This is a genomic window from Streptomyces sp. NPDC127038 (assembly GCF_042725875.1).
In the GTDB taxonomy this organism is placed as follows: Bacteria; Actinomycetota; Actinomycetes; order Streptomycetales; family Streptomycetaceae; genus Streptomyces.
Genome location: NZ_JBHXDQ010000062.1, coordinates 13,444 through 37,023, shown reverse-complemented (window position 1 = coordinate 37,023; position 23,580 = coordinate 13,444). Strand labels below are relative to the sequence as shown.

Annotated in this window: 21 protein-coding genes; 9 read left to right on the top strand and 12 right to left on the bottom strand. The window is 72.0% G+C overall.

The window, feature by feature from the left end:
- Positions 1-4: 4 nt before the first annotated feature.
- On the bottom strand, positions 5-5,143 hold the full coding sequence (locus tag ACFWI4_RS32250; protein ID WP_387203536.1) for an ATP-dependent helicase: 5,139 nt from the start codon (positions 5,141-5,143) through the stop codon (positions 5-7).
- A gap of 190 nt (positions 5,144-5,333) precedes the next feature.
- Between ACFWI4_RS32250 and ACFWI4_RS32245 the strand changes: the two genes are divergently transcribed.
- The 3 genes from ACFWI4_RS32245 to ACFWI4_RS32235 are packed head-to-tail and all read left to right on the top strand — an operon-like array spanning position 5,334 to position 7,332.
- Complete coding sequence (locus tag ACFWI4_RS32245; protein WP_385401544.1) at positions 5,334-6,326, top strand: AraC family transcriptional regulator; 993 nt, start codon at positions 5,334-5,336, stop codon at positions 6,324-6,326.
- The gene (locus ACFWI4_RS32240) at positions 6,227-7,027 is read left to right on the top strand and encodes an AzlC family ABC transporter permease (RefSeq protein WP_387203567.1); all 801 of its coding nucleotides are present in this window, start codon (positions 6,227-6,229) and stop codon (positions 7,025-7,027) included. Before ACFWI4_RS32245 ends, ACFWI4_RS32240 begins: the two co-directional genes overlap by 100 nt.
- Positions 7,024-7,332: an AzlD domain-containing protein gene (locus ACFWI4_RS32235; RefSeq protein ID WP_385401547.1), complete on the top strand. Its 309-nt coding sequence runs from the start codon at positions 7,024-7,026 to the stop codon at positions 7,330-7,332. Before ACFWI4_RS32240 ends, ACFWI4_RS32235 begins: the two co-directional genes overlap by 4 nt.
- 84 nt (positions 7,333-7,416) lie before the next feature.
- Here the strand turns inward: ACFWI4_RS32235 and ACFWI4_RS32230 are convergent, their stop codons facing one another.
- Positions 7,417-8,361: a hypothetical protein gene (locus ACFWI4_RS32230; RefSeq protein ID WP_387203532.1), complete on the bottom strand. Its 945-nt coding sequence runs from the start codon at positions 8,359-8,361 to the stop codon at positions 7,417-7,419.
- An 80-nt stretch (positions 8,362-8,441) separates the two neighbouring features.
- Here ACFWI4_RS32230 and ACFWI4_RS32225 point away from each other — a divergent pair, with 80 nt between their 5' ends.
- A complete protein-coding gene (locus ACFWI4_RS32225) occupies positions 8,442-8,636 on the top strand; it encodes a DUF3046 domain-containing protein (RefSeq protein ID WP_387203529.1) in 195 nt (64 codons plus the stop codon).
- 71 nt (positions 8,637-8,707) lie between these two features.
- The gene (locus tag ACFWI4_RS32220) at positions 8,708-9,919 is read left to right on the top strand and encodes an AI-2E family transporter (RefSeq protein ID WP_387203526.1); all 1,212 of its coding nucleotides are present in this window, start codon (positions 8,708-8,710) and stop codon (positions 9,917-9,919) included.
- 25 nt (positions 9,920-9,944) lie between these two features.
- Here ACFWI4_RS32220 and ACFWI4_RS32215 read toward each other — a convergent pair whose 3' ends face one another.
- A complete protein-coding gene (locus ACFWI4_RS32215) occupies positions 9,945-10,718 on the bottom strand; it encodes a hypothetical protein (RefSeq protein ID WP_387203564.1) in 774 nt (257 codons plus the stop codon).
- A 419-nt stretch (positions 10,719-11,137) separates the two neighbouring features.
- Between ACFWI4_RS32215 and recA the strand changes: the two genes are divergently transcribed.
- Positions 11,138-12,262, top strand: a complete 1,125-nt coding sequence (gene recA, locus ACFWI4_RS32210) for a recombinase RecA (protein ID WP_385401556.1) — start codon at positions 11,138-11,140, stop codon at positions 12,260-12,262.
- A gap of 3 nt (positions 12,263-12,265) precedes the next feature.
- The gene (gene recX / locus ACFWI4_RS32205; RefSeq protein ID WP_387203522.1) at positions 12,266-13,219 is read left to right on the top strand and encodes a recombination regulator RecX; all 954 of its coding nucleotides are present in this window, start codon (positions 12,266-12,268) and stop codon (positions 13,217-13,219) included.
- 96 nt (positions 13,220-13,315) lie between these two features.
- Here recX and ACFWI4_RS32200 read toward each other — a convergent pair whose 3' ends face one another.
- The 8 genes from ACFWI4_RS32200 to ACFWI4_RS32165 form a co-directional block, all read right to left on the bottom strand.
- Positions 13,316-13,729 (bottom strand): rhodanese-like domain-containing protein, encoded by a 414-nt coding sequence (locus tag ACFWI4_RS32200; RefSeq protein WP_387203519.1) that lies wholly within the window; start codon positions 13,727-13,729, stop codon positions 13,316-13,318.
- A complete protein-coding gene (locus ACFWI4_RS32195; RefSeq protein WP_387203516.1) occupies positions 13,726-14,292 on the bottom strand; it encodes a cysteine dioxygenase in 567 nt (188 codons plus the stop codon). Before ACFWI4_RS32195 ends, ACFWI4_RS32200 begins: the two co-directional genes overlap by 4 nt.
- 70 nt (positions 14,293-14,362) lie before the next feature.
- On the bottom strand, positions 14,363-14,434 hold the full coding sequence (locus tag ACFWI4_RS32190) for a putative leader peptide (RefSeq protein ID WP_318658241.1): 72 nt from the start codon (positions 14,432-14,434) through the stop codon (positions 14,363-14,365).
- Positions 14,435-14,556: 122 nt separating this feature from the next.
- On the bottom strand, positions 14,557-16,305 hold the full coding sequence (locus ACFWI4_RS32185) for an FAD-dependent monooxygenase (RefSeq protein WP_387203513.1): 1,749 nt from the start codon (positions 16,303-16,305) through the stop codon (positions 14,557-14,559).
- A gap of 185 nt (positions 16,306-16,490) precedes the next feature.
- The gene (locus ACFWI4_RS32180) at positions 16,491-17,384 is read right to left on the bottom strand and encodes an amino acid ABC transporter permease (protein ID WP_387203510.1); all 894 of its coding nucleotides are present in this window, start codon (positions 17,382-17,384) and stop codon (positions 16,491-16,493) included.
- Complete coding sequence (locus ACFWI4_RS32175) at positions 17,381-18,046, bottom strand: amino acid ABC transporter permease (protein ID WP_387203507.1); 666 nt, start codon at positions 18,044-18,046, stop codon at positions 17,381-17,383. The genes ACFWI4_RS32180 and ACFWI4_RS32175 overlap by 4 nt, the downstream gene beginning before the upstream one ends.
- 215 nt (positions 18,047-18,261) lie before the next feature.
- Positions 18,262-19,101 (bottom strand): glutamate ABC transporter substrate-binding protein, encoded by an 840-nt coding sequence (locus ACFWI4_RS32170; protein WP_387203504.1) that lies wholly within the window; start codon positions 19,099-19,101, stop codon positions 18,262-18,264.
- 103 nt (positions 19,102-19,204) lie between these two features.
- Positions 19,205-19,981 (bottom strand): amino acid ABC transporter ATP-binding protein, encoded by a 777-nt coding sequence (locus ACFWI4_RS32165; RefSeq protein ID WP_385401577.1) that lies wholly within the window; start codon positions 19,979-19,981, stop codon positions 19,205-19,207.
- A 374-nt stretch (positions 19,982-20,355) separates the two neighbouring features.
- Here ACFWI4_RS32165 and ACFWI4_RS32160 point away from each other — a divergent pair, with 374 nt between their 5' ends.
- Positions 20,356-21,042 carry a response regulator transcription factor gene (locus ACFWI4_RS32160; protein WP_387203500.1) on the top strand — a complete coding sequence of 229 codons (687 nt, stop codon included), beginning with the start codon at positions 20,356-20,358 and terminating at the stop codon, positions 21,040-21,042.
- A gap of 9 nt (positions 21,043-21,051) precedes the next feature.
- On the top strand, positions 21,052-22,458 hold the full coding sequence (locus ACFWI4_RS32155) for a sensor histidine kinase (RefSeq protein ID WP_385401584.1): 1,407 nt from the start codon (positions 21,052-21,054) through the stop codon (positions 22,456-22,458).
- Positions 22,459-22,575: 117 nt separating this feature from the next.
- On the opposite strand, the gene ACFWI4_RS32150 is transcribed toward ACFWI4_RS32155, so the two are convergent.
- A complete protein-coding gene (locus tag ACFWI4_RS32150) occupies positions 22,576-23,574 on the bottom strand; it encodes a TAXI family TRAP transporter solute-binding subunit (RefSeq protein WP_387203495.1) in 999 nt (332 codons plus the stop codon).
- Positions 23,575-23,580: the final 6 nt, after the last annotated feature.

The window sequence follows — 23,580 nt, the reverse complement described above, 5'->3', positions numbered from 1 at the left end:
TCGGTCAGGCGCGAAGGCGGAGTCCGCGCGGGGTGGCGATGAAGCCGGCTCCTTCCAGGAGGGTGCCGAGGGGCGAGGTGAGGGCGGAGGCGCCGTTGACGCGCTCGACGGTGACGGTGCCGAGCGAGCCCGCGCGCGCCGCCGCGGCCAGTGCCTCCGCCGCGCTGCCGAGACGGGTGTCCTGCGAGACCGGGCCGTCGGGGTCGGCCGGCCAGGCCAGCAGGGTCTTGCCGCCGCGCTCCATGTAGAGAACCAGTTCACCGTCGACCAGGACGACCAGGGAACCCGCCTTGCGGCCCGGCTTGTGGCCGGCCTCGGTCGGGGACTCGGGCCAGGGAAGGGCCGCGCCATAGGCGTTCGCGGGGTCGGCGGCGGCCAGCACGACAGCCGGGGAGCTCGTACGGGACCGGGGGCCGGCGCCCGGGAAACCCGCACCGTTCGCCGGGTACCGCGAGCCGCCGCGGTGGGACGGGGCGTTCCCGCCGTGAGGCGCGCCGGGGTGGCGCCCGTCCGGATGGGGGGACCCGGCCGGGAGGGCGGAGTCGGCGGAGAAGGTGTGGTCGTCGCCGGGATCGAAGTCCAGGGCTGAGCCGGGGCCGTGGCCGTGGGCGGAGCCGGGGCCGTGGGCGGAATCGGGACCTTGCGGGGAATCGGTGTCGAAGCGAGAGCCGGGGCCGTATGGGGCATCGGCGTCGAAGGGGGAGGCGGGGTCGAGGCCGGCGGTGAGGTCGTTCCAGGATTCGGGACCGCCGTCGCCGAGGTCGGTCCTGTCCGTGAAGGCGTCGCCGTCGTACCCCTTGCCGCCGTGGCCCGAACCGGAACGCGGGAACGCGGCGCTGTCCGGGAAGCCGTGGGCGGCGGGGGAGTTGTCGGGAAGGACCGGCTCGACGAGGGCCGCGCCCCGGTCACGCGCGTTCGCCACCGCACGGAGCCGGTCCACCGCGCCGTCCATCGCGAACTGGGCCGCGCCGAGCCCCTCGACGACATAGCCCCGCCGTGCCTGGCCGCTGTCCTCGAACGCCGACAGGATGCGGTACACCGCGGAGAAACCGCCCTCGACGCCCTCCGCCGCTACGGCACCCCTGGTCACCACTCCGTGCCGGTCGAGCAGCGCCCGGGCCAGGGCGTGGGCGCGGACCGTCGCGTCGGGTTCGCGCTCGGGCAGCAGCGACCAGCGGCCCGCCACGGTGGGCGGACCCGTACGCGACTGGGGGCGGGCCCCTCCCGTCAGGGAGCCGTAGCGCCCGCGGGGCACCGAACGCTTGGCGCGGTGGGCCGTGGACCCCGCGGTGCGGCCCGAGCCCAGGAGGGAGCGCATCGGCGCGAGCGTGTCGTTCGTCAGACGCCCGGACCAGGCCAGTTCCCAGATGGCGTCGGCGAGCTGCGGATCGGTCGCTTCGGGGTGCGTGGTGGCACGGACCTGGTCGGCGATCTGGCGGAAGAACAGGCCGTAGCCCCCCGAGAGCGCGTCGAGGACCGACTGGTGCAGCGCCGTCGGCTCCAGGGGGTGCGCAGCCGGAAGGAGCAGGGGCGCGGTGTCCGCGAGGTACAACGACACCCAGCCGTCCTTGCCCGGCAGGGAACCCGCCCCGGCCCACACGACCTCGCCCGCCGCCGTGAGCTCGTCCAGCAGAGCGGGGGTGTAACCGGCGACCCGGGACGGCAGCACGAGCTTCTCCAGCGCGGACGCCGGAACGGACGCGCCCTGCAACTGCTCGACGGCACGCACGAGTCCGTCGGCGCCGCGCAGACCGTGCCCGCTGCCCACGTGCTGCCACTGCGGCAGGAACTGGGCGAGCGCGGCGGGCGGGACCGGCTCCAGCTCATGGCGCAGCGCCGCGAGCGAACGACGGCGGAGGCGCCGCAGCACCGTCGCGTCGCACCACTCCTGGCCGATGCCCGCCGGATGGAACTCGCCCTGGACGACCCGGCCGCCTGCGGCGAGGCGATGCAGCGCGCCGTCGGTGACGGCCGTGCCGAGTCCGAAGCGGGCGGCGGCGGTCGCCGAGGTGAACGGCCCGTGGGTGCGCGCGTACCGGGCGAGGAGATCGCCGAGCGGATCCTTGACCGGTTCGGTGAAGGCCTCCGGGACGCCGACGGGCAGCGCCGTGCCCAGCGCGTCACGCAGCCGGCCCGCGTCCTCGATCGCCGCCCAGTGGTCCGCTCCGGCGACCCGGACCCTGATGGCGCGGCGCGCGGCGGCCAGCTCCGTCGCCCACCCCGGCTCGGCGCCCCGCTCGGCCAGCTCGGCCTCCGTGAGCGGCCCCAGCAGACGCAGCAGGTCGGCGACGCCCTCCACGTCCTTGATGCGCCGGTCCTCGGTGAGCCACTGGAGCTCGCGCTCCAGCTCGGCCAGGACGTCGGCGTCCAGGAGCTCACGCAGTTCGGCCTGGCCCAGCAGCTCGGCCAGCAGCCGCGAGTCCAGCGACAGCGCGGCGGCCCGCCGCTCGGCGAGCGGCGAGTCCCCCTCGTACAGGAACTGGGCGACGTAGCCGAAGAGCAGGGAGCGGGCGAAGGGGGAGGGCTCGGGGGTGGTGACCTCGACCAGCCGCACCTTGCGGGACTCGATGTCGCCCATCAGCTCGGTGAGTCCCGGCACGTCGAAGACGTCCTGGAGGCATTCGCGCACCGCCTCCAGGACGATCGGGAACGAACCGAACTCACTGGCCACCTGGAGCAGCTGCGCCGCACGCTGCCGCTGCTGCCACAGCGGGGTGCGCTTGCCGGGGCTGCGGCGCGGCAGGAGCAGGGCGCGGGCGGCGCATTCGCGGAAGCGGGCGGCGAACAGGGCCGAACTGCCGACCTGGTCCGTGACGATCTGGTTCACCTCGCCCTTGTCGAAGGCGACGTCCGCCGCTCCGACCGGGGCCCGCTCCGCGTCCCACTCCGCGCCGGCCTTCGAGGGCGCCTGGTCGAGCAGGTCCAGGCTCATCAGATCGGCGTCGGGCAACCGCAGCACGATGCCGTCGTCCGCGTGCATGACCTGCGCGTCCATGCCGTAGCGCTCGGAGAGCTTGGCACTCAGCGCGAGGGCCCAGGGAGCGTGGACCTGGGCACCGAAGGGGGAGTGCACGACCACGCGCCAGTCGCCCAGCTCGTCACGGAAGCGTTCGACGACGATCGTGCGGTCGTCCGGGATGTGCCCGCACGCCTCGCGCTGTTCGGTGAGGTAGGCGATGACGTTGTCGGCGGCCCAGGCGTCCAGGCCCGCCGCCAGCAGCCGCAGCCGGGCGTCGCCCTCGGGGAGCGATCCGACCTCGCGGAGGAACGCGCCCACCGCGCGCCCCAGTTCCAGCGGCCGCCCGAGCTGGTCGCCCTTCCAGAAGGGCAGCCGGCCAGGGACGCCGGGCGCCGGGGAGACCAGCACCCGGTCCCTGGTGATGTCCTCGATGCGCCAGGAGCTGGTGCCGAGGGTGAAGACATCGCCCACCCGGGACTCGTACACCATCTCCTCGTCGAGCTCGCCGACCCGGCCGCCGCCCTTCTTGGGGTCGGCTCCCGCGAGGAACACCCCGAAGAGTCCGCGGTCGGGGATGGTGCCCCCGGAGGTGACGGCGAGCCGCTGCGCGCCGGGGCGGCCGGTCACCGTGCCCGCCACCCGGTCCCACACCACGCGGGGCCTCAGCTCGGCGAACGCGTCGGAGGGATAGCGTCCCGCGAGCATGTCGAGCACGGCGGTGAACGCCGACTCCGGGAGCGAGGCGAAGGGGGCCGCCCGGCGGACCGTGGTGAGCAGGTCGTCGACCTGCCACGTGTCGAGCGCCGTCATGGCGACGAGCTGCTGCGCCAGCACGTCCAGCGGATTGGCGGGGACCCGCAGGGACTCGATGGAGCCGGTCCGCATCCGTTCGGTGACCACGGCGGCCTGCACCAGGTCACCCCGGTACTTCGGGAAGACGACACCGGTGGAGACCGCGCCCACCTGGTGGCCCGCGCGGCCCACGCGCTGGAGCCCCGAGGCCACGGACGGCGGCGACTCCACCTGGACCACGAGGTCGACCGCGCCCATGTCGATGCCGAGTTCGAGGCTGGAGGTGGCGACCACGGCAGGAAGCCGGCCGGCCTTCAGGTCCTCCTCGACCTGGGCCCGCTGCTCCTTGGAGACCGAACCGTGGTGGGCGCGGGCGATCACCGCGGGCGCCCCCTGGGCCGCGCCCGAACCGCCCATCAGCTCGGCCGGCGCGTGCGCCTCCTCCAGGGGTGCGCCGGTCGCCCTCTCGTACGCGATCTCGTTGAGCCGGTTGCACAGCCGCTCGGCCAGGCGGCGCGAGTTGGCGAACACGATCGTCGAGCGGTGGGACTGGACGAGGTCGGCGATCCGCTCCTCCACGTGAGGCCAGATGGAGGGCTTCTCCGCGCCCTCCTTGCCGTCGGCGGCCGGTGACCCGCCCAGTTCGCCCAGGTCCTCCACCGGGACGACCACGGAGAGGTCGAACTCCTTGCCGGACGGCGGCTGGACGATCTCCACCTTGCGGCGCGGCGAGAGATAGCGCGCCACCTCGTCCACGGGACGCACCGTCGCGGAGAGGCCGATGCGCCGGGCGGGCTTCGGGAGCAGTTCGTCGAGCCGCTCCAGGGTGAGCGCGAGATGCGCGCCGCGCTTGGTGCCCGCGACCGCGTGCACCTCGTCCAGGATCACCGTCTCGACGCCGGTCAGCGCGTCACGGGTGGCCGAGGTCAGCATCAGGAACAGCGACTCGGGGGTGGTGATGAGGATGTCCGGCGGGCGCGTGGCCAGCGCGCGGCGCTCGGCGGGCGGGGTGTCTCCGGAACGGATCCCGACCTTCACCTCCGGCTCCGGCAGCCCGAGCCGCACCGACTCCTGCCGGATGCCGGTCAGCGGACTGCGCAGATTGCGCTCCACGTCGACCGCCAGCGCCTTGAGCGGCGACACGTACAGCACCCGGCAGCGCTTGCGCGGGTCCGCCGGCGGTGGGGTCGAGGCCAGCTGGTCGAGCGCGGCGAGGAACGCGGCCAGCGTCTTGCCGGAACCGGTGGGGGCCACGACCAGCACGTCCGAGCCCGCGCCGATGGCCTCCCAGGCCCCTGCCTGGGCCGCGGTGGGCGCGGAGAAGGCCCCCGTGAACCAGCCGCGGGTCGCGGGGGAGAAGCCGTCGAGCGCTCGGTGTGCGGAGCTGACCATGCGTCCATCCTGCACCCGCCCACTGACAACCGCGCTGACCTGCGAGAACGCCACGGCCGAGCGATGGCCGGGTGGCTTCGGTGCGGTGGCCGGCTGGCTTTGGCGCGGTGGTCGGACGGCTTCGGTGCGGTGGTCGGGTGGCTTCGGTGCGGTGGCGGGCGGCTTCGGCACGGTGGCGGACAATGAGGACGTGGCAGGTTCGGGGCAGGAGCGGGCGCGGCACTGGCAGTATCCGGAGCTGCCCGGTGTCGATCTGCTGCGTGCCCGGTACGTCGAGAAGATCTTCGTACGGCACACCCATGAGAACTTCGTCATCGCCGCCGTCACCGAGGGCGTCGAGGTCTTCCACCACGGCGGCGCCGACCAGTACGCGGGCCCGGGCTCACTGGCACTGGTCAACCCCGACACCCCGCACACCGGGCGCGCGGGCGTCCCCGAGGGCTGGAGGTACGGCGCCGTCTACCCCTCTCCGGAGACGGTGGCCGAGATCGCCGCCGAGACCACCACCCTCCGCGGCACCCCCGGATTCAGCAGCCCGGTACTCGACGACCCCTACGCGGCGGGCCTGGTCCACCAGGTGCTCAGAGCCGCGGAGGAGGGCAACGCGCTGGCCGCCGACACCCTGCTGAGGGTCGCCGTCACGCGGCTGCTGCGCCTGAACGGAGGACCGCTGCCGCAGCGGGCCGTGCGCACCGCCGGCGGCCGGCTCGCGGCACGCGCGCGGGGCGTGCTGGACGAGCGGATGGCCGAGCCGCCGACCCTGGAACGGCTCGCGGCCGACCTCGGCACCAGTCCGTTCGCGTTGCTGCGCGCCTTCCGGGACACGTACGGCATGCCGCCCCACACCTGGCTGACCGACGCCCGGGTACGCCGGGCCCGCAGGCTCCTGGACGCCGGATCCACACCCGCCGAGGCCGCCGTCACCGTCGGCTTCACCGACCAGCCCCACCTCAACCGCCACTTCAGCCGGATCGTGGGCGTACCACCGGGCGCCTACCAGCGGGAGCGCAAGAACGTACAAGACGCCGGCGGCCGGCTTCTCGTACCGTCCGGGACGTGGCACAACAGACAGCTCTCCCAGACATACGCGGTGAAGAACACGGAAAACCCGACAGGGCCGTCGTCCGCGACGCCCTCGGAGTCGGGGTCGCCGTCGGACTGTCCGGTTTCGCCTTCGGGGTGACCTCGGCCGGCAGCGGGCTCACCCTGCTCCAGACCTGCGCCCTCAGCCTCCTGGTGTTCACCGGGGCGTCGCAGTTCGCCCTCGTGGGCGCGCTCGCGGCCGGCGGCAACCCGCTCACCGCGGCCGCGGGCGCGTTCTTCCTCGGCGTCCGGAACGCCTTCTACGGGCTGCGTCTGTCCCAGCTCCTGGCCCTCCCGCGCGCGGTACGTCCGTTCGCCGCGCAGTGGGTGATCGACGAGACCACGGCCGTGGCGCTCGCCCAGCCCACCCGCCGGAGCGTCCGGCTCGGCTTCACGGTCACCGGGCTCTCCCTGTACGTGCTGTGGAACCTCACCACCCTGCTCGGCGCGGCCGGGGCCCAGGCCATCGGCGACACCGACGCGTGGGGTTTGGACGCGGCAGGGCCCGCGGTGTTCCTGGCCCTGCTCGCGCCGATGCTGAAGACCACCACGGAGCGTGCCGTCGCGGGACTCGCCGTCCTGCTGGGGCTCGGTCTGCTGCCCGTGCTGCCCGCCGGAGTCCCGGTGCTGGTGGCCGCCCTGTCCGCCCCCGCCGTGCTCTACCTGACGGGGCGCCGCCGCGCGGACGCCGCCCACGACACCTCCGCGGGAGCGCCGGACGGGACGGCTCCCGATACGCCCGCCGGTCCACCGGCAGGCGCGCGGAACGACGGCCCGGACGTGTCAGGAGAAGGACGTTGAACATCTGGATCGCCATCGGTGTGACCGCCGTCGGCTGCTACGCCGTCAAGCTCGTCGGACTGCTGATCCCCGCGGGCGTGCTGGAGCGGCCGCTCGTGCAGCGCCTCGCCGCGCTGCTGCCCGTCGCGCTCCTGGCCGCCCTCACGGCCCAGCAGACCTTCGCCGACGGGCGGGTCCTCGTCCTCGACGCGAAGGCCGCCGGACTCGCCGCGGCGGCCGTGGCGCTGATCCTGCGCGCCCCGTTCCTGGTGGTGGTCGCCGCGGCGGTGGTGGTGACGGCCGGGGTCCGCGCGCTGACGGGCTGACGCCGGACCCACGGAGCCGCACTCCCGGGCGGTCCGGTCCTCCAGAGCAGCTCGGACACGCCGGACGCCCGGGCCCCGTAGAGCTCAGCCGATCGCCCGCCCGTACACCCGGAGCGTGCGCAGTGCCTCGATGGTCACGATGGGACGGCTCTCCAGGGCCGTACCCGGTGCCCACTGGCGCCAGCGGACCGGCCACCCGCCGTCCTCCTGCTGCTCGTCCGCGAGGTGGTCGAGCGAACGGGCCATCTCCTCGTCGGTGAACCACGCGCGCGCGAGCGAGTCCGGCGTCCGCGCGAAGTCGTGCGGGAAGTGGTGCTCACCGGGCGCGTAACCGGGCGCGACGGGGTAGGCGTCGAGGCGGCCGGGATCCAGCGCGGCCAGCCGCTGCTCACGGACGAGCCGGCCCAGCCGGTCGGCGCAGGCCTGCGCGCGCGAGCGGTCGGCCGCCGAGTCCAGGAAGGCGACGGCCGCCTCCACCTCGTAGGGATGGGACTTCTCCAGGGACTCCACCGCCTGCCAGCAGAAGTCGGTGGCCCGGAACAGCCAGGCGTTCCAGACCTCGTTGCGGTGCAGCAGAGCCACGACCGGGCCGGTGGCGAGGAGCTCGCTCGGCGGATCGTCGACGACCGGCACGAAAGGGGCCACCGGATACCCGCGCTGGCTCGGCGTGACGGCGGGCAGCGCGCCGTCCGCGGTCGACACGGAGGTCAGATACCGGCACACCCGTTCCACGCGCTGTCCGCCGCAGCGTCCGATCGAGTCGAGGACGCGCAGGGCGTGCCCCGTGTGCAGCGGCTGGCTGACCGGGCCGCGCAGGTCGGGTTCGAGCGCGTGACCGTACCCTTCGTCGTCGTTGCGGTAGGCGGCCAGCGCCGTCTCGACCGCGTCGGCACCGGCGCCGAGGAAGTGGTGGGCGAAGCGGCGCTGTTCCAGCACGCGCGCGGTGAGCCAGACGAAGTGCTCTGCACGTGCGAGGGGGGAGCGCGCGGGGGGCGTCTGGGGGAGTGGAGATGCTCCGGATTCGGCCATGCGTCAGACCGTAGGGCGGAAAGCGGTCTCGGCACGCGGTCCCGGCCGGGGCCCACTCTCAGGGGCGGGATACTGGGTTCATGCGGTTGACGGTCTTCTGGCAGCGAATGGGCGATCACTTCGGCGCGGGGTACGCCGAGACTTTCGCGCGCGATCATGTGATGACGGAACTCGGCGGGCGTACCGTCCACGAGGCGCTGGACGCCGGCTGGGAGGCCAAGGACGTGTGGCGCGTGGTGTGCGCGACCATGAACGTTCCGTACGAAAACCACTGAACGGGACAGGGGACCGCGAAAGACCGGGGGCACCCGGGTTTGGTGTCGGTGGCGTGGGCCAGACTTGGCGCGTGGCCCCGACAGACGAGAACACGCAGGTCGATCAGCAGTCATCACCGCTCGGCACGACGCCGCCCGGTCCGCCCGACGTCGCCGTCGTCGCACCGGGCACGCGCATGCCGCGCTGGCTGCCCCGTGCCATGGTGCTCGCCCTCGCGCTCGTCGCCGTGTTCCAGCTGGGCAGCTGGGCTTTCCACCAGCTCACCGGTCTGCTCATCAACATCCTGATCTCGTTCTTCCTCGCGCTCGCGATAGAACCCGCGGTCAGCTGGATGGCGTCACGGGGCATGCGCAGGGGCCTGGCGACCTTCCTCGTCTTCCTGGGATCGCTGATCATGATCGCCGGGTTCGTCACCCTGCTCGGCTCGATGCTCGCGGGCCAGATCATCAAGATGATCGAGGGCTTCCCCGACTACCTCGACTCGCTCATCAACTGGACCAACACGCACTTCCACACCGACCTCAGACGGGTCGACATCCAGGAGGGCCTGCTCCACTCCGACTGGCTGCGGAAGTACGTGCAGAACAGCGCCACCGGCGTCCTGGACGTGTCCGGGCAGGTGCTCGGCGGTCTCTTCCAGCTGCTGACGGTCGCGCTGTTCTCGTTCTACTTCGCCGCCGACGGACCCCGGCTGCGGCGCGCGCTGTGCTCGGTGCTGCCGCCGGCCCGCCAGGCCGAAGTGCTGCGCGCCTGGGAGATAGCCGTCGACAAGACCGGCGGCTATCTCTACTCACGCGGACTGATGGCGCTGATCTCGGGAGTGGCCCACTACATCCTGCTGGAGGCCCTGGGCGTGCCGTACGCGCCCGTGCTCGGCGTGTGGGTCGGCCTGGTCTCGCAGTTCATCCCGACCATCGGCACCTATCTCGCGGGCGCCCTGCCCATGCTGATCGCGTTCACGATCGGTCCCTGGTACGCGCTCTGGGTGCTCGTCTTCGTCGTGGTGTACCAGCAGTTCGAGAACTATATGCTCCAGCCGAAGCTGACCTCCAGGACGGTGGACATCCACCCCGCGGTCGCCTTCGGGTCGGTGATCGCCGGCACCGCTCTGCTCGGGGCCGTCGGCGCGCTGATCGCCATCCCCGCCGTCGCGACCCTCCAGGCGTTCCTGGGGGCGTACGTGAAGCGCTACGACGTCACGGACGACCCACGGGTGCACGGCCACCGCACCCGCAGCTCGGAGGGCCTCGTCGCGCGCGTACGGCGACAGCTCGGCCGGTGAGGCCACCGGGGGCGCCCAGAGGGGTTCACCAGGCGAGGGCCGCGTGGAGGCCGGTCACGAGGACGGCGGCGGCGTAGCAGCAGACCGCGCCCAGGACGACCCGTTCCCTGGTCCACTCGCTCCAGTCGGTGCGGGAGAGCAGCCAGGCCAGCGCGGGCAGCACCAGTACGGCGTGCAGGCTCACCCCGTGCAGCGGCTTGAGCGGGGCCGTCGAGTGGTACGCGGCCTCCTGGTGACCGGTCCTGGTGAGGACCACCCCGCGCGCGATCATCACGGCGCCGGAGGCCAGCGCGACGAGCAGGATCGCGAACCCCGAGCGCACGGCCAGCGGCATGCCGACGGGCCCGGTGGGCGGGTTCCGGAACGAGGCGAGCGCGAAGGCGGTCAGCACCACGACCAGCACGCCTCCGCCCACGGCGAGCATCATGGACACCGCCGTGTCGAAGCCGGTCGACATGTTGAGGTGCGACGGAACCCGGCGCCACGCCTGAAGGGTGATCCCGCCGACCTCCACCACACAGTCCGCGGCGAACACGAGGAGCAGCGCGGCGCGCGGCCGTGCCTCCATCCGCACGTACGACGTGACCCAGGTGACCGCGATCAGGGTCAGCCCGAAGGAGAGCCCGAAGGTGACGGGCTTGCGCCAGGAGACGGGGCCGTCCCAGGGGCCGCCGTCGACGGCGAAGACCAGCAGGTGCAGCAGGCCGGAGGCGACGAGCAGGGCGCCCGTCGCGTGGCAGAGCCGCTCGGCCGGCCTGAGCTCGGGCTTGGGCGTCGTCGGGGGGCGGGTCCTCGTCATGGGCATGGCCACAGCCTGCCGGGTGCCTCCGGCGGTGTCGTCGTACGGCCGGAGGCGCCGTCCGTACGCCACGGGGAGTAGCCAGGACCGGGGCGGGTACCGGGTGCCGGGGCCCGGCACCCGGGAAGCGGGGCTGGAGGGCTGGAGTGCTGTCGGGCGGGCGGGACGCCGGGATCCTCGGGTCGTTGTCGGTGCGCGAACGTAGTCTCGGACGTGCCGCGTGGTGCGCTTGACACGAAAATCGAACATCCATTCTTATGGGGGTTCCGGCGAAGCCTTCGACGGGTGATTCGGTACGTTTTCCACAGAGATGTGACCGAGTTATCCACAGGCCGGACGGGCGTCGGGGCGCATTGTCAGTGGCAGGCGTTAGCGTCTTTGACGTGAAGCGATCGACTCAAGCAAACCGGGTGGAACCCATGGCAGGAACCGACCGCGAGAAGGCGCTCGACGCCGCGCTCGCGCAGATTGAACGGCAGTTCGGCAAGGGTGCAGTGATGCGCCTGGGCGAGCGGCCGAATGAGCCCATCGAGGTCATCCCCACCGGGTCGACCGCGCTCGACGTCGCCCTCGGCGTCGGCGGCCTGCCGCGTGGCCGCGTGGTGGAGGTGTACGGCCCGGAGTCCTCCGGCAAGACGACCCTCACCCTGCACGCGGTGGCGAACGCGCAGAAGGCCGGCGGCCAGGTGGCGTTCATCGACGCCGAGCACGCCCTCGACCCCGAGTACGCGAAGAAGCTCGGCGTCGACATCGACAACCTGATCCTGTCGCAGCCGGACAACGGCGAGCAGGCCCTGGAGATCGTGGACATGCTCGTCCGCTCCGGTGCGCTCGACCTCATCGTCATCGACTCCGTCGCCGCCCTGGTGCCGCGGGCCGAGATCGAGGGCGAGATGGGCGACTCGCACGTGGGTCTCCAGGCCCGTCTGATGAGCCAGGCCCTGCGGAAGATCACCAGCGCGCTCAACCAGTCGAAGACGACGGCGATCTTCATCAACCAGCTCCGCGAGAAGATCGGCGTGATGTTCGGCTCGCCGGAGACCACGACCGGTGGCCGGGCGCTGAAGTTCTACGCCTCGGTGCGCCTCGACATCCGCCGTATCGAAACCTTGAAGGACGGCACCGACGCGGTCGGCAACCGCACGCGCGTCAAGGTCGTGAAGAACAAGGTCGCGCCGCCCTTCAAGCAGGCCGAGTTCGACATCCTCTACGGCCAGGGCATCAGCCGCGAGGGCGGCCTGATCGACATGGGCGTGGAGAACGGCTTCGTCCGCAAGGCCGGCGCCTGGTACACGTACGAGGGCGACCAGCTCGGCCAGGGCAAGGAGAACGCCCGCAACTTCCTGAAGGACAACCCCGACCTCGCCAACGAGATCGAGAAGAAGATCAAGGAGAAGCTGGGCGTCGGTGTGAAGCCCGAGCAGCCCGCCGCCGAGCCGGGCGCGGACGCCGTGGTCTCGGCCACCCCGGACGACGCCGCGAAGACGGTGCCCGCTCCGGCCGCCAAGACCACCAAGTCCAGGGCCGCGGCAGCCAAGAGCTAGTTCATGACACGACGAACCGACTGGGCCGAGTACGCCTATCCCCTCAACCCCGGGAGTCCGGGACAGGGGTACGGCGGGGGTGCCGGCGGCCCGGCCGGAGACGGTGAGGGGTCGTACGGCGGTGCCGGGGGGTACGGCGGGCAGCCGTACGGCACCGACGACGGGCTCCACGGATCCGACGACGGGTTCCACGGATCCGACGGTTTCCACGACGCCGGTCCGGACGAGGGTGATCCGGACGGCGGCGGATACACGGGCGGCGGTGACGCACGGCGCGGTGACGGCCCGCCGCGCGGTCACGGTTCGCCGGACGCGGTCTCCCGGCGCGGTGGACGTGCCGCGGGCGGACCGCGTGGTGGAAGGGGTCGACGGCGCGGCGGTTTCGGTGAGCCGTCCGGCTACCCGGGTGACGGAGACGCCCCCTCCTCGTCGAGGGCCGAGAAGAGGGAGTCCCCCGGGGACCCGGCTGAGCGGGCGCGAGCGATCTGCCTGCGCCTGCTCACCGGGACCCCGCGCACGCGGAAGCAACTGGCGGACGCGTTGCGCAAGAGCGAGATCCCGGACGACGTGGCGGAAGCGGTGCTGTCACGGTTCGAGGAGGTCGGGCTGATCAACGACGGCGCCTTCGCGGACGCCTGGGTGGAGTCCCGGCACCACGGCCGGGGACTGGCCCGGCGGGCGCTCGTCCAGGAACTGCGGACCAAGGGCGTGGAATCGACGCTGATCGACGAAGCCGTCGGACAGCTCGACTCCGAGCAGGAGGAGGCGACCGCGCGGGAGCTGGTCGCCCGCAAGCTGCGCTCCACCCGCGGCCTCGACCGCGACAAGCGGCTCAGACGCCTCGCCGGCATGCTCGCCCGCAAGGGCTACTCCCAGGGCCTCGCCCTGCGTGTGGTCCGCCAGGCACTGGAGGAAGAGGGCGAGGACACGGAAGGACTCGGGGACGAGGGATTCTGACCCCGCGGCCGAGCTGCCAAGCAACCGAGTGGCCGAGCGGCCAAGCAGGCAGGCGTGCCGAGCGGGCGGGCTGTCAGCTCTCCGCGTCCGCGGCCGTCAGCTCTCCGGGTCCGGAGTCGTGACCGGAAGGCCCGCGCTCTTCCACGCCTGGAAGCCGCCGATCAGATCCGTCGCCCTGTGCAGTCCCAGCCGGCGCAGGGACTCGGCGGCGAGACTGGAGGCGTACCCCTCGTTGCAGAACAGCACGATCCGCAGGTCATGACTCGTGGCCTCCGGGACGCGATGACTGCCCGTGGGGTCGAGCCGCCACTCCAGTTCGTTGCGCTCGATGACGAGGGCGCCGGGGATCAGGCCGTCCCGTTCCCGCAGGGCGGCGTACCGGGTGTCGACCAGAAGCGCCTCGCCACGTTCCACGGCCGCGAAGGCCTGCTCGGCCTCCACACGGTCGAGGCCCGCGCGGACCTGCTCCAGCAGGCTGTCGATGTTGACGGGCTGCCCGGGGTCGCTCACTGCCAGTCCTCCGGACGCTCGACGTGCTCCAGGCGCAGGATCGGGCCCGTACGGCTGTAACGGCGGATCTGCGGGAGCGGCGGATAGTAGGCGTGGACCGAGATCGCGTGCTCCTCGGTGGACTCGTTGAGCACCTCGTGCACGTGATGGCGGCCGAAACCGCGGCCCGTGCCCGCGGGCAGCGTCCGCCGCCGGTCGATGTCCTCGGTGAGTTCCAGCGTCTTCCAGCCGCCGGAGGGCAGCCGGGCGGCGAGGGAGTTCTCCTTGAGCTCGCCCGACGCGGTGATGAAGGCGCCCACGGACTCGGCGTGGTCGTGCCAGCCGGTCCCGGTGCCGGGCGGCCAGCCGATCAGCCACGCCTCGCTGCCGCCGGGACCTTCGAGCCGTACCCAGGTGCGGCCGTCGGGGTCGAGGGGAAGCGAGGCGATCAGCTCGGCGTCGGCGGCCGTACGGCGTACGAAGGCCAGCAGATCGGCCTGGGTGGGAGTACGGGGCGCGCCGGAGACCGCCGAAGGCAGCCCGGCGGCGGGGGCATGGGGGGAGACAGAGGGTGGCACAGACACTCGGACCGTCCTGGGAGTTCGCGAAAGGAGCGCGCGGAGACAGCGGCGACGCGCGGGAAAGGATGCGAAGTCAGAAGGACGGGCGACACACGCAGCCCGCATAGCGGACGAGGTCCATATGGACCCTCCGCCACAGGCGCACACAGGTGTCGGTCACGATCCGGAGTAGACCATGGCGGCACAGACCGGTCAACTCACCGTCACTATGTGGACCATGAGGGTCCGCAGGGCCGGGAGACCCTGGGCCCGACGGTCACCGGGTGTTCAGCTCCTGCCCGCGGTCGCCTCCGCGGCACTCTCCGCGTTCGCCGTCGCCGGTCCGCCGATGGCCGCCTCGGCCGCCTCGTACAGATCGGCCGGCCGGACCCCGCCGAGCGCGGTGACCAGGTGCCCGTCGGGGCGGACCAGCAGCACGGTGTGCGCCGCCGCACCCGGGTAGCTCTCCGCGACGAGAAGTTCGGCGGGGTGGGGGAGCGCGGTCACGGCGGCGGCGAGCCGGGGCATGATCCCCGCCGTCACCCAGTGCTTGCGCGCCCACACCCCCGTGCCGGGGGCGATCAGCACCACCAGCAGGACCCCGCGCCCGAGCCGCTCCCGCAGGGGTACGAACGAGCCGTCCTCCGCGGTCACCCGGACGTCGACGACCGGCGCGCCGGGCTCGGTGTCGACGGGGGAGTGGGACTCGGTGGGCGGCGGCATGAGGGAGGAGCCGGTGTACGCCCCCGGCGCGCCCAGCGGGCCGCGGCCCAGGTGGCCGTCCGTGAGCAGCGCGTCGTGGCCGCGCGCGGACCCGGGGACGTAGGCGCGCAGACCGCCGCCGCTCCGTAGCAGGGGCAGTGCCTGGTCGGCGGCGCGCAGCCGGGCGGCGACCACCGCGCGCCGCTCCTCCTGGTAGCTGTCGAGGAGTGCGGTGTGCGGGCCGTGGTGCCAGCCGAGCGCCAGCTTCCAGGCCAGGTTGTCGGCGTCCCGCAGTCCCTCGTCCAGGCCCTGGGTGCCGAGGGCGCCGAGCAGATGGGCCGCGTCCCCGGCGAGGAAGACCCGGCCGGCGCGCCAGCGGCGGGCCAGCCGGTGGTGGACGGTGTGGACTCCGGTGTCGAGCAGTTCGTACGCGGGTGTGGCGCCGCCGCTCCAGCCTCCGAGGGTCTCCCGGATGCGTGCCACCAGCAGGTCGGGCGTGACGAGGTCCTTGCCAGGGGGCAGCAGCCAGTCCAGCCGCCACACGTCCTCGGCGAGGGGGCGGGCGCTGACCTCGCCCGCGGAGGGGCCGGAGGCGCGCCAGGGCGTCATCCGGTGCAGCAACGCTTCTCCGGGCCAGGGGAGTTCGGTGCGCAGGGCCGCGACGGCGTGCCGTTCGACGGCGGTGCGTCCGGGGAAGCGGATGTCCTGGAGCTTGCGGACCGTCGAGCGAGGACCGTCGCAGCCGACCAGGTAACTGCCGCGCCACCAGGTGCCGTTGGGGCCACGGGTGTGTGCCGTGACGCCGGAGCCGTCCTGTTCCACGGAGTCGAGCCGGCTGTTCACGGCGACCTTGATCAGCCGCTCGTGGATGATGGCCTCGCGCAGGGCGCCGGTCAGGGCGTGCTGGGTGATGTGCAGCGGGGCGCTGAACTCCTCGCCGTCCGCCGGGCCTTCCCCGTCCCGGGATGAGGCGGTGCCGCGTGGGGCGACGGCCCCCCGAGGGCCGTCGCCCCACCCGGACTCGGCGCCGGGAGAATCCGGGGCGCCTTTCGGGCCCCTGGCGGCCTCCCCGTCGAACCTGATCTCGCGCGTCACCTGCTTGCGCCGCATCGACCGCCATCCGGCCCAACGGAAACCGGCGTCGTCGAGCGGCAGACCCGTCAGCCGCTCGATCAGCGCCGCCGTGTCCTCGCGCAGCACCACGGTCCGCGCCAGCCGCAGTTCGTCCTTGCCCGGCCCCTCGTCGAGCACGACGGAGGGCACTTCCTGGCGAGCCAGCGCAAGGGCCAGCGTGAGCCCCACGGGCCCCGCACCGACGATGATCACCGGGTCCACGGCGCGGTGCCCCCTGCACGGAGCTGTGTCCTGAGGGACGTACGGGAACAGGCAGGTGGAGCAGGGTGCACGATCACAGAACGTATGCAACCCATTGCCGCTGCTTGCGTCAAGTGACGGGGTCAGTGGCGATCACGTCACTGACCCCTTCGGTCACACCGATCGACCGATGTTCGGACGATTCGTCAGAAGGTGCCCCCGCCCGCGCCCGTCGCCGCGGTACCGGCGATGGTCGCGTCGTTCGGTGAGAGGACCGCGCCGGTCGTCTTCTTGCCGCGGCGCAGCCGGCCTTCCAGCCAGGAGGCGAAGCTGGTGATCGTGAAGTTCAGGACGATGAAGATGGCGGCGACCACGATGAAGCTCGGGATGACGTTGGCGTAGTTGGCCGCGAGGGTGCTGCGCGCGGTGAGGAGCTCCCCGTAGGTGATCATCGCGCCGCCGAGGGCGGTGTCCTTCACGATGACGACGAGCTGGCTGACGATCGCCGGGAGCATCACGGTGACCGACTGCGGCAGCAGGATGCTGGTCATCGTCTGGCCCTTGCGCAGCCCGATCGCGTACGCGGCCTCCGTCTGTCCCCTGGGCAGCGCGAGGATGCCCGCGCGGACGACCTCGGCGAGGACCGAGGAGTTGTAGAGCACCAGGCCGGTGACGACCGCGTAGAACGGGCGGTCCTCGCTGGCGATGTTCGCGGACTGGGCGTAGAGCTCGTTCGCGAACAGCATGAGCAGCAGCACCGGGATGGACCGGAAGAACTCGACCACGGCGCCCGTCGGGACGCTCAGCCAGCGGTGGTCGGACAGGCGCGCGATGCCGAGGGCGGCGCCCAGGGGGAGGGCGATCACCATGCTGAGCGCGGCGGCCTTCAGGGTGCCCCACAGGCCCGGCAGCAGATACGTGTTCCAGGCGTCGGCCGTGGTGAAGGGCTGCCAGAGGTCCCACTTCAGCTGGCCCTTGTCGTCCATGGCCTGCCACGCCCACCACAGGAGCGCGGCGAGCAGGGCGATGAAGAGCACCGAGAGCAGGACGTTGCGGCGCCTGGCCCGGGGGCCGGGAGCGTCGTAGAGGACGGAGGTCACCGCTTCACCGCCAGTCGCTTGCCCAGCCAGCCGAGGAGGAGGCCGGTGGGGAGGGTCAGGACCACGAACCCGAAGGCGAAGACCGAGGCGATCAGGACCGTCCGGGCCTCGTTCTCGATCATCGTCTTCATCAGGGTGGCGGCCTCGGCCACGCCGATGGCGGCGGCCACGGTCGTGTTCTTGGTCAGCGCGATCAGCACGTTCGCCAGGGGGACGACGACGGCCCGGAACGCCTGCGGCAGCACGATCAGCCGCAGCGTCTGGCCGAAGCCGAGCCCGATCGCGCGGGCCGCCTCGGCCTGTCCGACCGGCACGGTGTTGATGCCGGAGCGCAGCGCTTCGCAGACGAAGGCCGCGTGGTAGCCGACGAGGCTGAGCACCGCGAGCCGGAAGCCCTGCACCTTGAAGTCGTCGGTGCCCATCGTCACGCCGAAGATGTCCGCGAGGCCGAGCGAGCTGAACAGGATGATGATCGTCAGCGGGATGTTCCTGACGATGTTCACGTAGGCGGTGCCGAATCCGCGCATGAGGGGGACCGGGCTGACCCGCATCGCGGCCAGCAGGGTGCCCAGGACCAGGGAGCCCAGGGCGGAGAGGACGGTGAGTTTCACCGTCATCCAGAAGGCCCCCAGGACGTCATAACCTTGAAGAAAGTCGAACACGATCTCCCGCGCTTCCGGGTGGTGGCGTACGTGGCGGACGGTGGCGCAAGGGGCCCGAGGGGTGGGCGCGGTGGGCCGCCGCCGTGATCGCGGCGGGCGGCGGCACACCTGCGGGGTCCCGCGTGAACGGCGGGTTCCCGCGCCGCCCCGGGCCCGTGCGGCGCTCCGGGGCCCCCGCGCTGCCCCGGGACCCTGCGGTGCCTGGTGGTCCGGGGCTACTTGACGATCACGCCGATCTTCGGGGCCTGCTCGTACTTGTAGTGCGCGGGGCCGAAGTTCTTCTCGACCGCCTTCTGCCAGGAGCCGTCGGAGACCATCTTCTCCAGCGCCGTGTTGATCTTCTTCTCCAGCGCGGCGTCGCCCTTCTTGATGCCGATGCCGTAGTTCTCGTTGCTCAGCTTGAGACCGGCGAGCTTGAACTGGCCCTTGTACCGGTCCTGCGAGGCGAAGCCCGCGAGGATCGAGTCGTCGGTGGTCACCGCGTCCACGGCGCCGCTCTGGAGGGCGGCGATGCACTCCGAGTAGCCGCTGTACTCCTTCAGGCTGGCCTTCGGGGCGATGGTGTCGTGGATGTTCTGCGCCGAGGTCGAACCCGTCACCGAGCAGAGCTTCTTGCCGTTGAGGTCGGTGCCCTTGGCGATCTTCGAGTCGTTCTTGAGCAGCAGGTCCTGGTGGGCCAGCAGGTAGGGGCCGGCGAAGTCGACCTTCTGCTTGCGCTCGTCGGTGATCGAGTAGGTGGCGGCGATGAACTTCACGTCGCCACGGGCCAGCGCGTTCTCGCGGTCCGCGCTCTTGGTCTGGACGAACTCGATCTGACCGGGCTTGTAGCCGAGCTGGCCCGCGACATAGGTCGCGACGTCGACGTCGAAACCGGCGAAGGAGCCGTCCGGCTGCTGGAGGCCGAGACCGGGCTGGTCGTACTTGATGCCGATCTTGATCTTGCCGCTGCCGCCCGAGGACCCGCTGTCGTTCTTGTCGCCCGAACCGCACGCGGTGGCGGTCACGGCGAGCGCGAGTACGGCGGCCGAGGCTGCGGCGGCCTTGCGGAGCTTCATGGTGAACATCCTTCGGGTAAGGGTGAGTTGCGGGCCGTCGGCGGCCGGGTGACGTGAGCGGCTCCGCGCGCGGGGACGTCAGGGATCCCCGCGCGCGGAGACATCAGTGGTGCAGGATCTTCGAGAGGAAGTCCTTGGCGCGGTCGCTGCGCGGATTGCTGAAGAACTGGTCCGGAGTGGCCTCTTCGACGATGCGGCCGTCGGCCATGAAGACCACCCGGTTGGCGGCCGAGCGGGCGAAGCCCATCTCGTGGGTGACGACGATCATCGTCATGCCGTCCCGGGCGAGCTGCTGCATGACCTCCAGGACCTCGTTGATCATCTCGGGGTCCAGCGCCGAGGTCGGCTCGTCGAAGAGCATGACCTTGGGGTCCATCGCCAACGCCCGTGCGATGGCGACGCGTTGCTGCTGGCCGCCCGACAGCTGGGCCGGGTACTTGTCGGCCTGCGTGCCCACGCCGACGCGGTCGAGCAGCGCGCGGGCCTTCTCCTCCGCGGCCTGCTTGCCGGCCTTGCGGACCTTGATCTGACCCAGCATCACGTTCTCGAGCACGGTCTTGTGCGCGAAGAGGTTGAAGGACTGGAAGACCATGCCCACGTCCGCACGCAGCCGGGCGAGCGCCTTGCCCTCCTGGGGCAGCGGCCGGCCGTCGATCGAGATGTCACCCGAATCGACCGTCTCCAGACGGTTGACGGTGCGGCACAGGGTCGACTTCCCGGACCCGGAGGGCCCGATGACCACGACGACCTCGCCACGGGTGATCGTCAGGTCGATGTCCTGGAGCACGTGCAGCGCTCCGAAGTGCTTGTTGACGCTCTTCAGGACGACCAGTTCGTCGGTCCCGGCCATGGCGTCCTTGGCCACCGATGTTTCGGTCATCGCTCGGGGGCTCCGTCCTCCTCGGTTTCGGTGGACAGTAGTAACCGCGCGCGACCAGCGTCATTACATCTGAGGGGAACTTGAGCATCACGATCCGGTAGCAATCGGACACGTGTCGTAGCGGACCGTGCCCGAGCGCGTACCGGCTGGGTAACGGAAGCCCCGGGCGACCCGAACTCCCTTGACGCCGTCCTTGTCCATCGGCGTGACTTCCTTGGTGCACGCGCGCGTGCACCACTTTGTTGAAACGGGGACCGTTCCACCGATGAAAACCGAGACCGTTCGACCGACGGGACCCGAGACCGTTCCACTGCTGAGACCCGCGACCGTGCGGCCGACGAAACGGCACGGCCGATGAACCGGAGGGGGCCGGAATGAGACTGCTCCTCGTCGAGGACGACAACCATGTCGCCGCCGCCCTGTCCGCCGTCCTGGCGCGGCACGGCTTCGAGGTCACGCACGCCCGCAGCGGCGAGGAGGCCCTCAGGGCCCTCGTCCCGGAGAGCGACGGCTTCGGTGTCGTCCTGCTCGACCTCGGCCTGCCCGACCAGGACGGCTACGAGGTCTGCGGCAAGATCCGCAAGCGCACCGCCACACCGGTGATCATGGTCACCGCGCGCGCGGACGTCCGCTCCCGCATCCACGGCCTCAACCTCGGGGCCGACGACTACGTCGTGAAGCCGTACGACACCGGCGAACTGCTCGCCCGGATCCACGCCGTCAGCAGGCGCACCGCCCACGACGACGTCTCCACGCCGGGCGAGGACCTGGTGCTGCTGGGCTCCGTACGCATCGAACTCCCCAACCGCCAGGTCACCGTGGCCGGTTCGGCGGTCCAGCTGACCCGCAAGGAGTTCGACCTGCTCGCGCTGCTGGCCCAGCGACCCGGAGTGGTGTTCCGCCGGGAGCAGATCATCAGCGAAGTGTGGCGCACCAGTTGGGAAGGGACCGGCCGGACGCTGGAGGTGCACGTGGCGTCGCTGCGCTCCAAGCTGCGCATGCCGGCGCTGATCGAGACCGTGCGTGGCGTCGGGTACCGGCTCGTCGCCCCGGCCGCCTAGCGGGCACGGGTGCGTACCCGCCTTCTCCCGCTGCTCATCGTCCTGATGGCGGCCGTGCTGCTCGCGCTCGGCGTCCCGCTCGCGGCGAGCGTGGCGGCGGCGCAGCAGCAGCGCGTGGTCGTCGACCGCATCGACGACACCGCGCGCTTCGCGGCCCTCGCCCAGTACGTCACGGACTCCCCGAGCCGCTCCCGGGCGGGCTTCCCGGACGAGCGCGGCGAGACCCTGCGCGCCGAACTCGGCCGCTACTACGAGGTGTACGGCATCCGGGCCGGCGTGTTCTACCGCGACGACGAGCCGATGGCCAACGCCCCGGACAACTGGATCCTGCCCAAGTCCGGGGCGGCCCGCGACGCGTTCAACGAGGCGCTCGTCAGCCGCCGCAGCCACGACCCCGAACAGGTCTGGCCCTGGCAGCAGCGCCGGCTCGTCGTGGCCTCGCCGGTCGTCAGGGACGGCGACGTCATCGGCGTCGTCGTCACCGACTCGCCCACCGGGCAGATGCGCTCCAAGACCCTGCACGGCTGGCTGATCATCGGCGCGGGCGAGATCGCCGCGATGCTGCTCGCGCTCGGTGCCGCGCTGCGGCTGACCGGCTGGGTGCTCAGGCCCGTACGCGTTCTCGACGCCACCACCCACGACATCGCGACCGGCCGCCTCAAGTCCCGGGTCGCGCCCGCCGGAGGACCGCCCGAACTCCAGCGTCTGGCACGGTCGTTCAACGAGATGGCGGACAACGTCGAGAGCGTGCTGGAGCAGCAGCGGGCGTTCGTCGCCGACGCCTCGCACCAACTGCGCAACCCCCTCTCGGCGTTGCTGCTGCGCATCGAGCTGCTGGCCCTCGAACTCCCCGAGGGCAACGAGGAGATCGCGTCCGTCCGCACCGAGGGCAAGCGCCTCACCCAGGTGCTCGACGACCTGCTCGACCTGGCGCTCGCCGAGCACGCCGAGGCCGATGTCCGCCTGACCGACATCGGGGCGCTGGCCGCCGAGCGCGTCGCGTCCTGGCAGCCGGTCGCCGACAGCAGGGGCGTACGGCTGACCGGGAACTGTCCTCCCACGACCGCGTGGGCCGATCCCATCACCCTGTCCAGCGCCCTGGACGCGGTGATCGACAACGCGGTCAAGTTCACGCCCGAGGGGGAGGGCGTCGAGGTGACGGTCGCCTCGAACGGCGCGTCCTCGACCGTCGTGGTCACCGACGGAGGCCCCGGTCTCGGTGACGAGGACCTGGCCCGGATCGGCGACCGCTTCTGGCGCAGCACCGCCCACCAGAACGTCAAGGGCTCGGGCCTCGGCCTCTCCATCTCCCGGGCCCTGCTCGCCGCGGGCGGCGGCTCCATCGCGTACGACCACCACGAACCGCACGGACTGCGGGTGACGGTGACGGTGCCCAGGTCGGAACCGGCGCCCTGAGAGCGCCCACGCGGTCCACGCGGTCCGCGCGGTCCCGTAACGGCCGGGGCGGCACCACGGCTCGATCGCCCGGTACCCGGCGGCGTCACGGCGTGATCGTCCGCCACGGGCCCGGCGCTACGGCTTGATCGACCGGTAGTAGCGGCGGGCGCCCTCGTGCAGGGGCAGCGGGTCCGTGTAGATCGCCGTGCGCAGGTCCACCAGCTGGGCCGCGTGCACCACCGCGCCGATGCGGTCGCGGCTCGCGATCACCGTGCGGGTGAGCTCCTCGGTGAGGTTCGCGTCGGCGTCCTCCCGGGTGATCAGGAAGTTGGCCACCGCCAGCGTCGGTACGGCGGAGCCGCGCTGCGCCTCGGGATAGGCGTCGGCGGGCATCACGGCGGACCGGTAGTAGCGGGAGGCCCCGCCCTGCTCGTGCAGCTTCTCGACGAGGTCGCTGCCGATCGGCACCAGTCGGATGTCGTAGGACCTGGAGAGCTGCTGGACGGCGTTCGTCGGCAGTCCGCCCGACCAGAAGAAGGCGTCGATCCTGTGCTGTTCGAGCAGGCTGGGCATGGTCGCGATGCCGTCCTTGAACGGCTTGATGTCCTTGGCGGGATCCAGCCCCGCAGCCTCCAGCACATGGTTCGCGATCAGCCGCACCCCGGAACCGCTCGGTCCGACGGCGACCTTCCTGCCCTTCAGGTCCGCCACGGACCGGATGGGCGAGGAGCGCGGGACCACCAGGTGCACGTAGTCGTCGTAGAGCCGTGAGCAGCCGCGCAGCCGCTTCGCTCCCGGCTTGCCCTGGAGAATGTACGTCTCCACGGCGTCGGCCGCCGCGATGGTGAAGTCGGCCCCGCCGGTGGCCACCCGGCTGACGTTCTGCTGCGAGCCGTCGCTGTTCACCAGCCGCACGTTCAGATGGGGCATGTCCTTGGCGATGGCGCCCTGGAGGAGCTTGCCGTACATCTGGTAGACCCCGGTCGGGGTGCCGGTGCTGAAGGTGATCGTCCCGCTCGGGGACTGCTCGTTCAGGGGCAGCAGCCACCACAGCAGCAGCCCCGCGACCGCGAGCACGGCCGTGGAGCCGAACAGCGCGCGTCGCCTGCCGATGCGGTGGAATGCCTGGAACATGCGCGC

Excerpts from the sequence above, each read along its gene's own strand:
- ACFWI4_RS32215 (WP_387203564.1), bottom strand. The coding sequence starts at position 10,718 with ATGACGAGGACCCGCCCCCCGACGACGCCCAAGCCCGAGCTCAGGCCG.
- ACFWI4_RS32250 (WP_387203536.1), bottom strand. The coding sequence starts at position 5,143 with ATGGTCAGCTCCGCACACCGAGCGCTCGACGGCTTCTCCCCCGCGACC.
- ACFWI4_RS32160 (WP_387203500.1), top strand. The coding sequence starts at position 20,356 with ATGAGACTGCTCCTCGTCGAGGACGACAACCATGTCGCCGCCGCCCTG.
- ACFWI4_RS32225 (WP_387203529.1), top strand. The coding sequence starts at position 8,442 with ATGCGGTTGACGGTCTTCTGGCAGCGAATGGGCGATCACTTCGGCGCG.
- recA (WP_385401556.1), top strand. The coding sequence starts at position 11,138 with ATGGCAGGAACCGACCGCGAGAAGGCGCTCGACGCCGCGCTCGCGCAG.
- recX (WP_387203522.1), top strand. The coding sequence starts at position 12,266 with ATGACACGACGAACCGACTGGGCCGAGTACGCCTATCCCCTCAACCCC.
- ACFWI4_RS32230 (WP_387203532.1), bottom strand. The coding sequence starts at position 8,361 with ATGGCCGAATCCGGAGCATCTCCACTCCCCCAGACGCCCCCCGCGCGC.
- ACFWI4_RS32170 (WP_387203504.1), bottom strand. The coding sequence starts at position 19,101 with ATGAAGCTCCGCAAGGCCGCCGCAGCCTCGGCCGCCGTACTCGCGCTC.
- ACFWI4_RS32150 (WP_387203495.1), bottom strand. The coding sequence starts at position 23,574 with ATGTTCCAGGCATTCCACCGCATCGGCAGGCGACGCGCGCTGTTCGGC.
- ACFWI4_RS32165 (WP_385401577.1), bottom strand. The coding sequence starts at position 19,981 with ATGACCGAAACATCGGTGGCCAAGGACGCCATGGCCGGGACCGACGAA.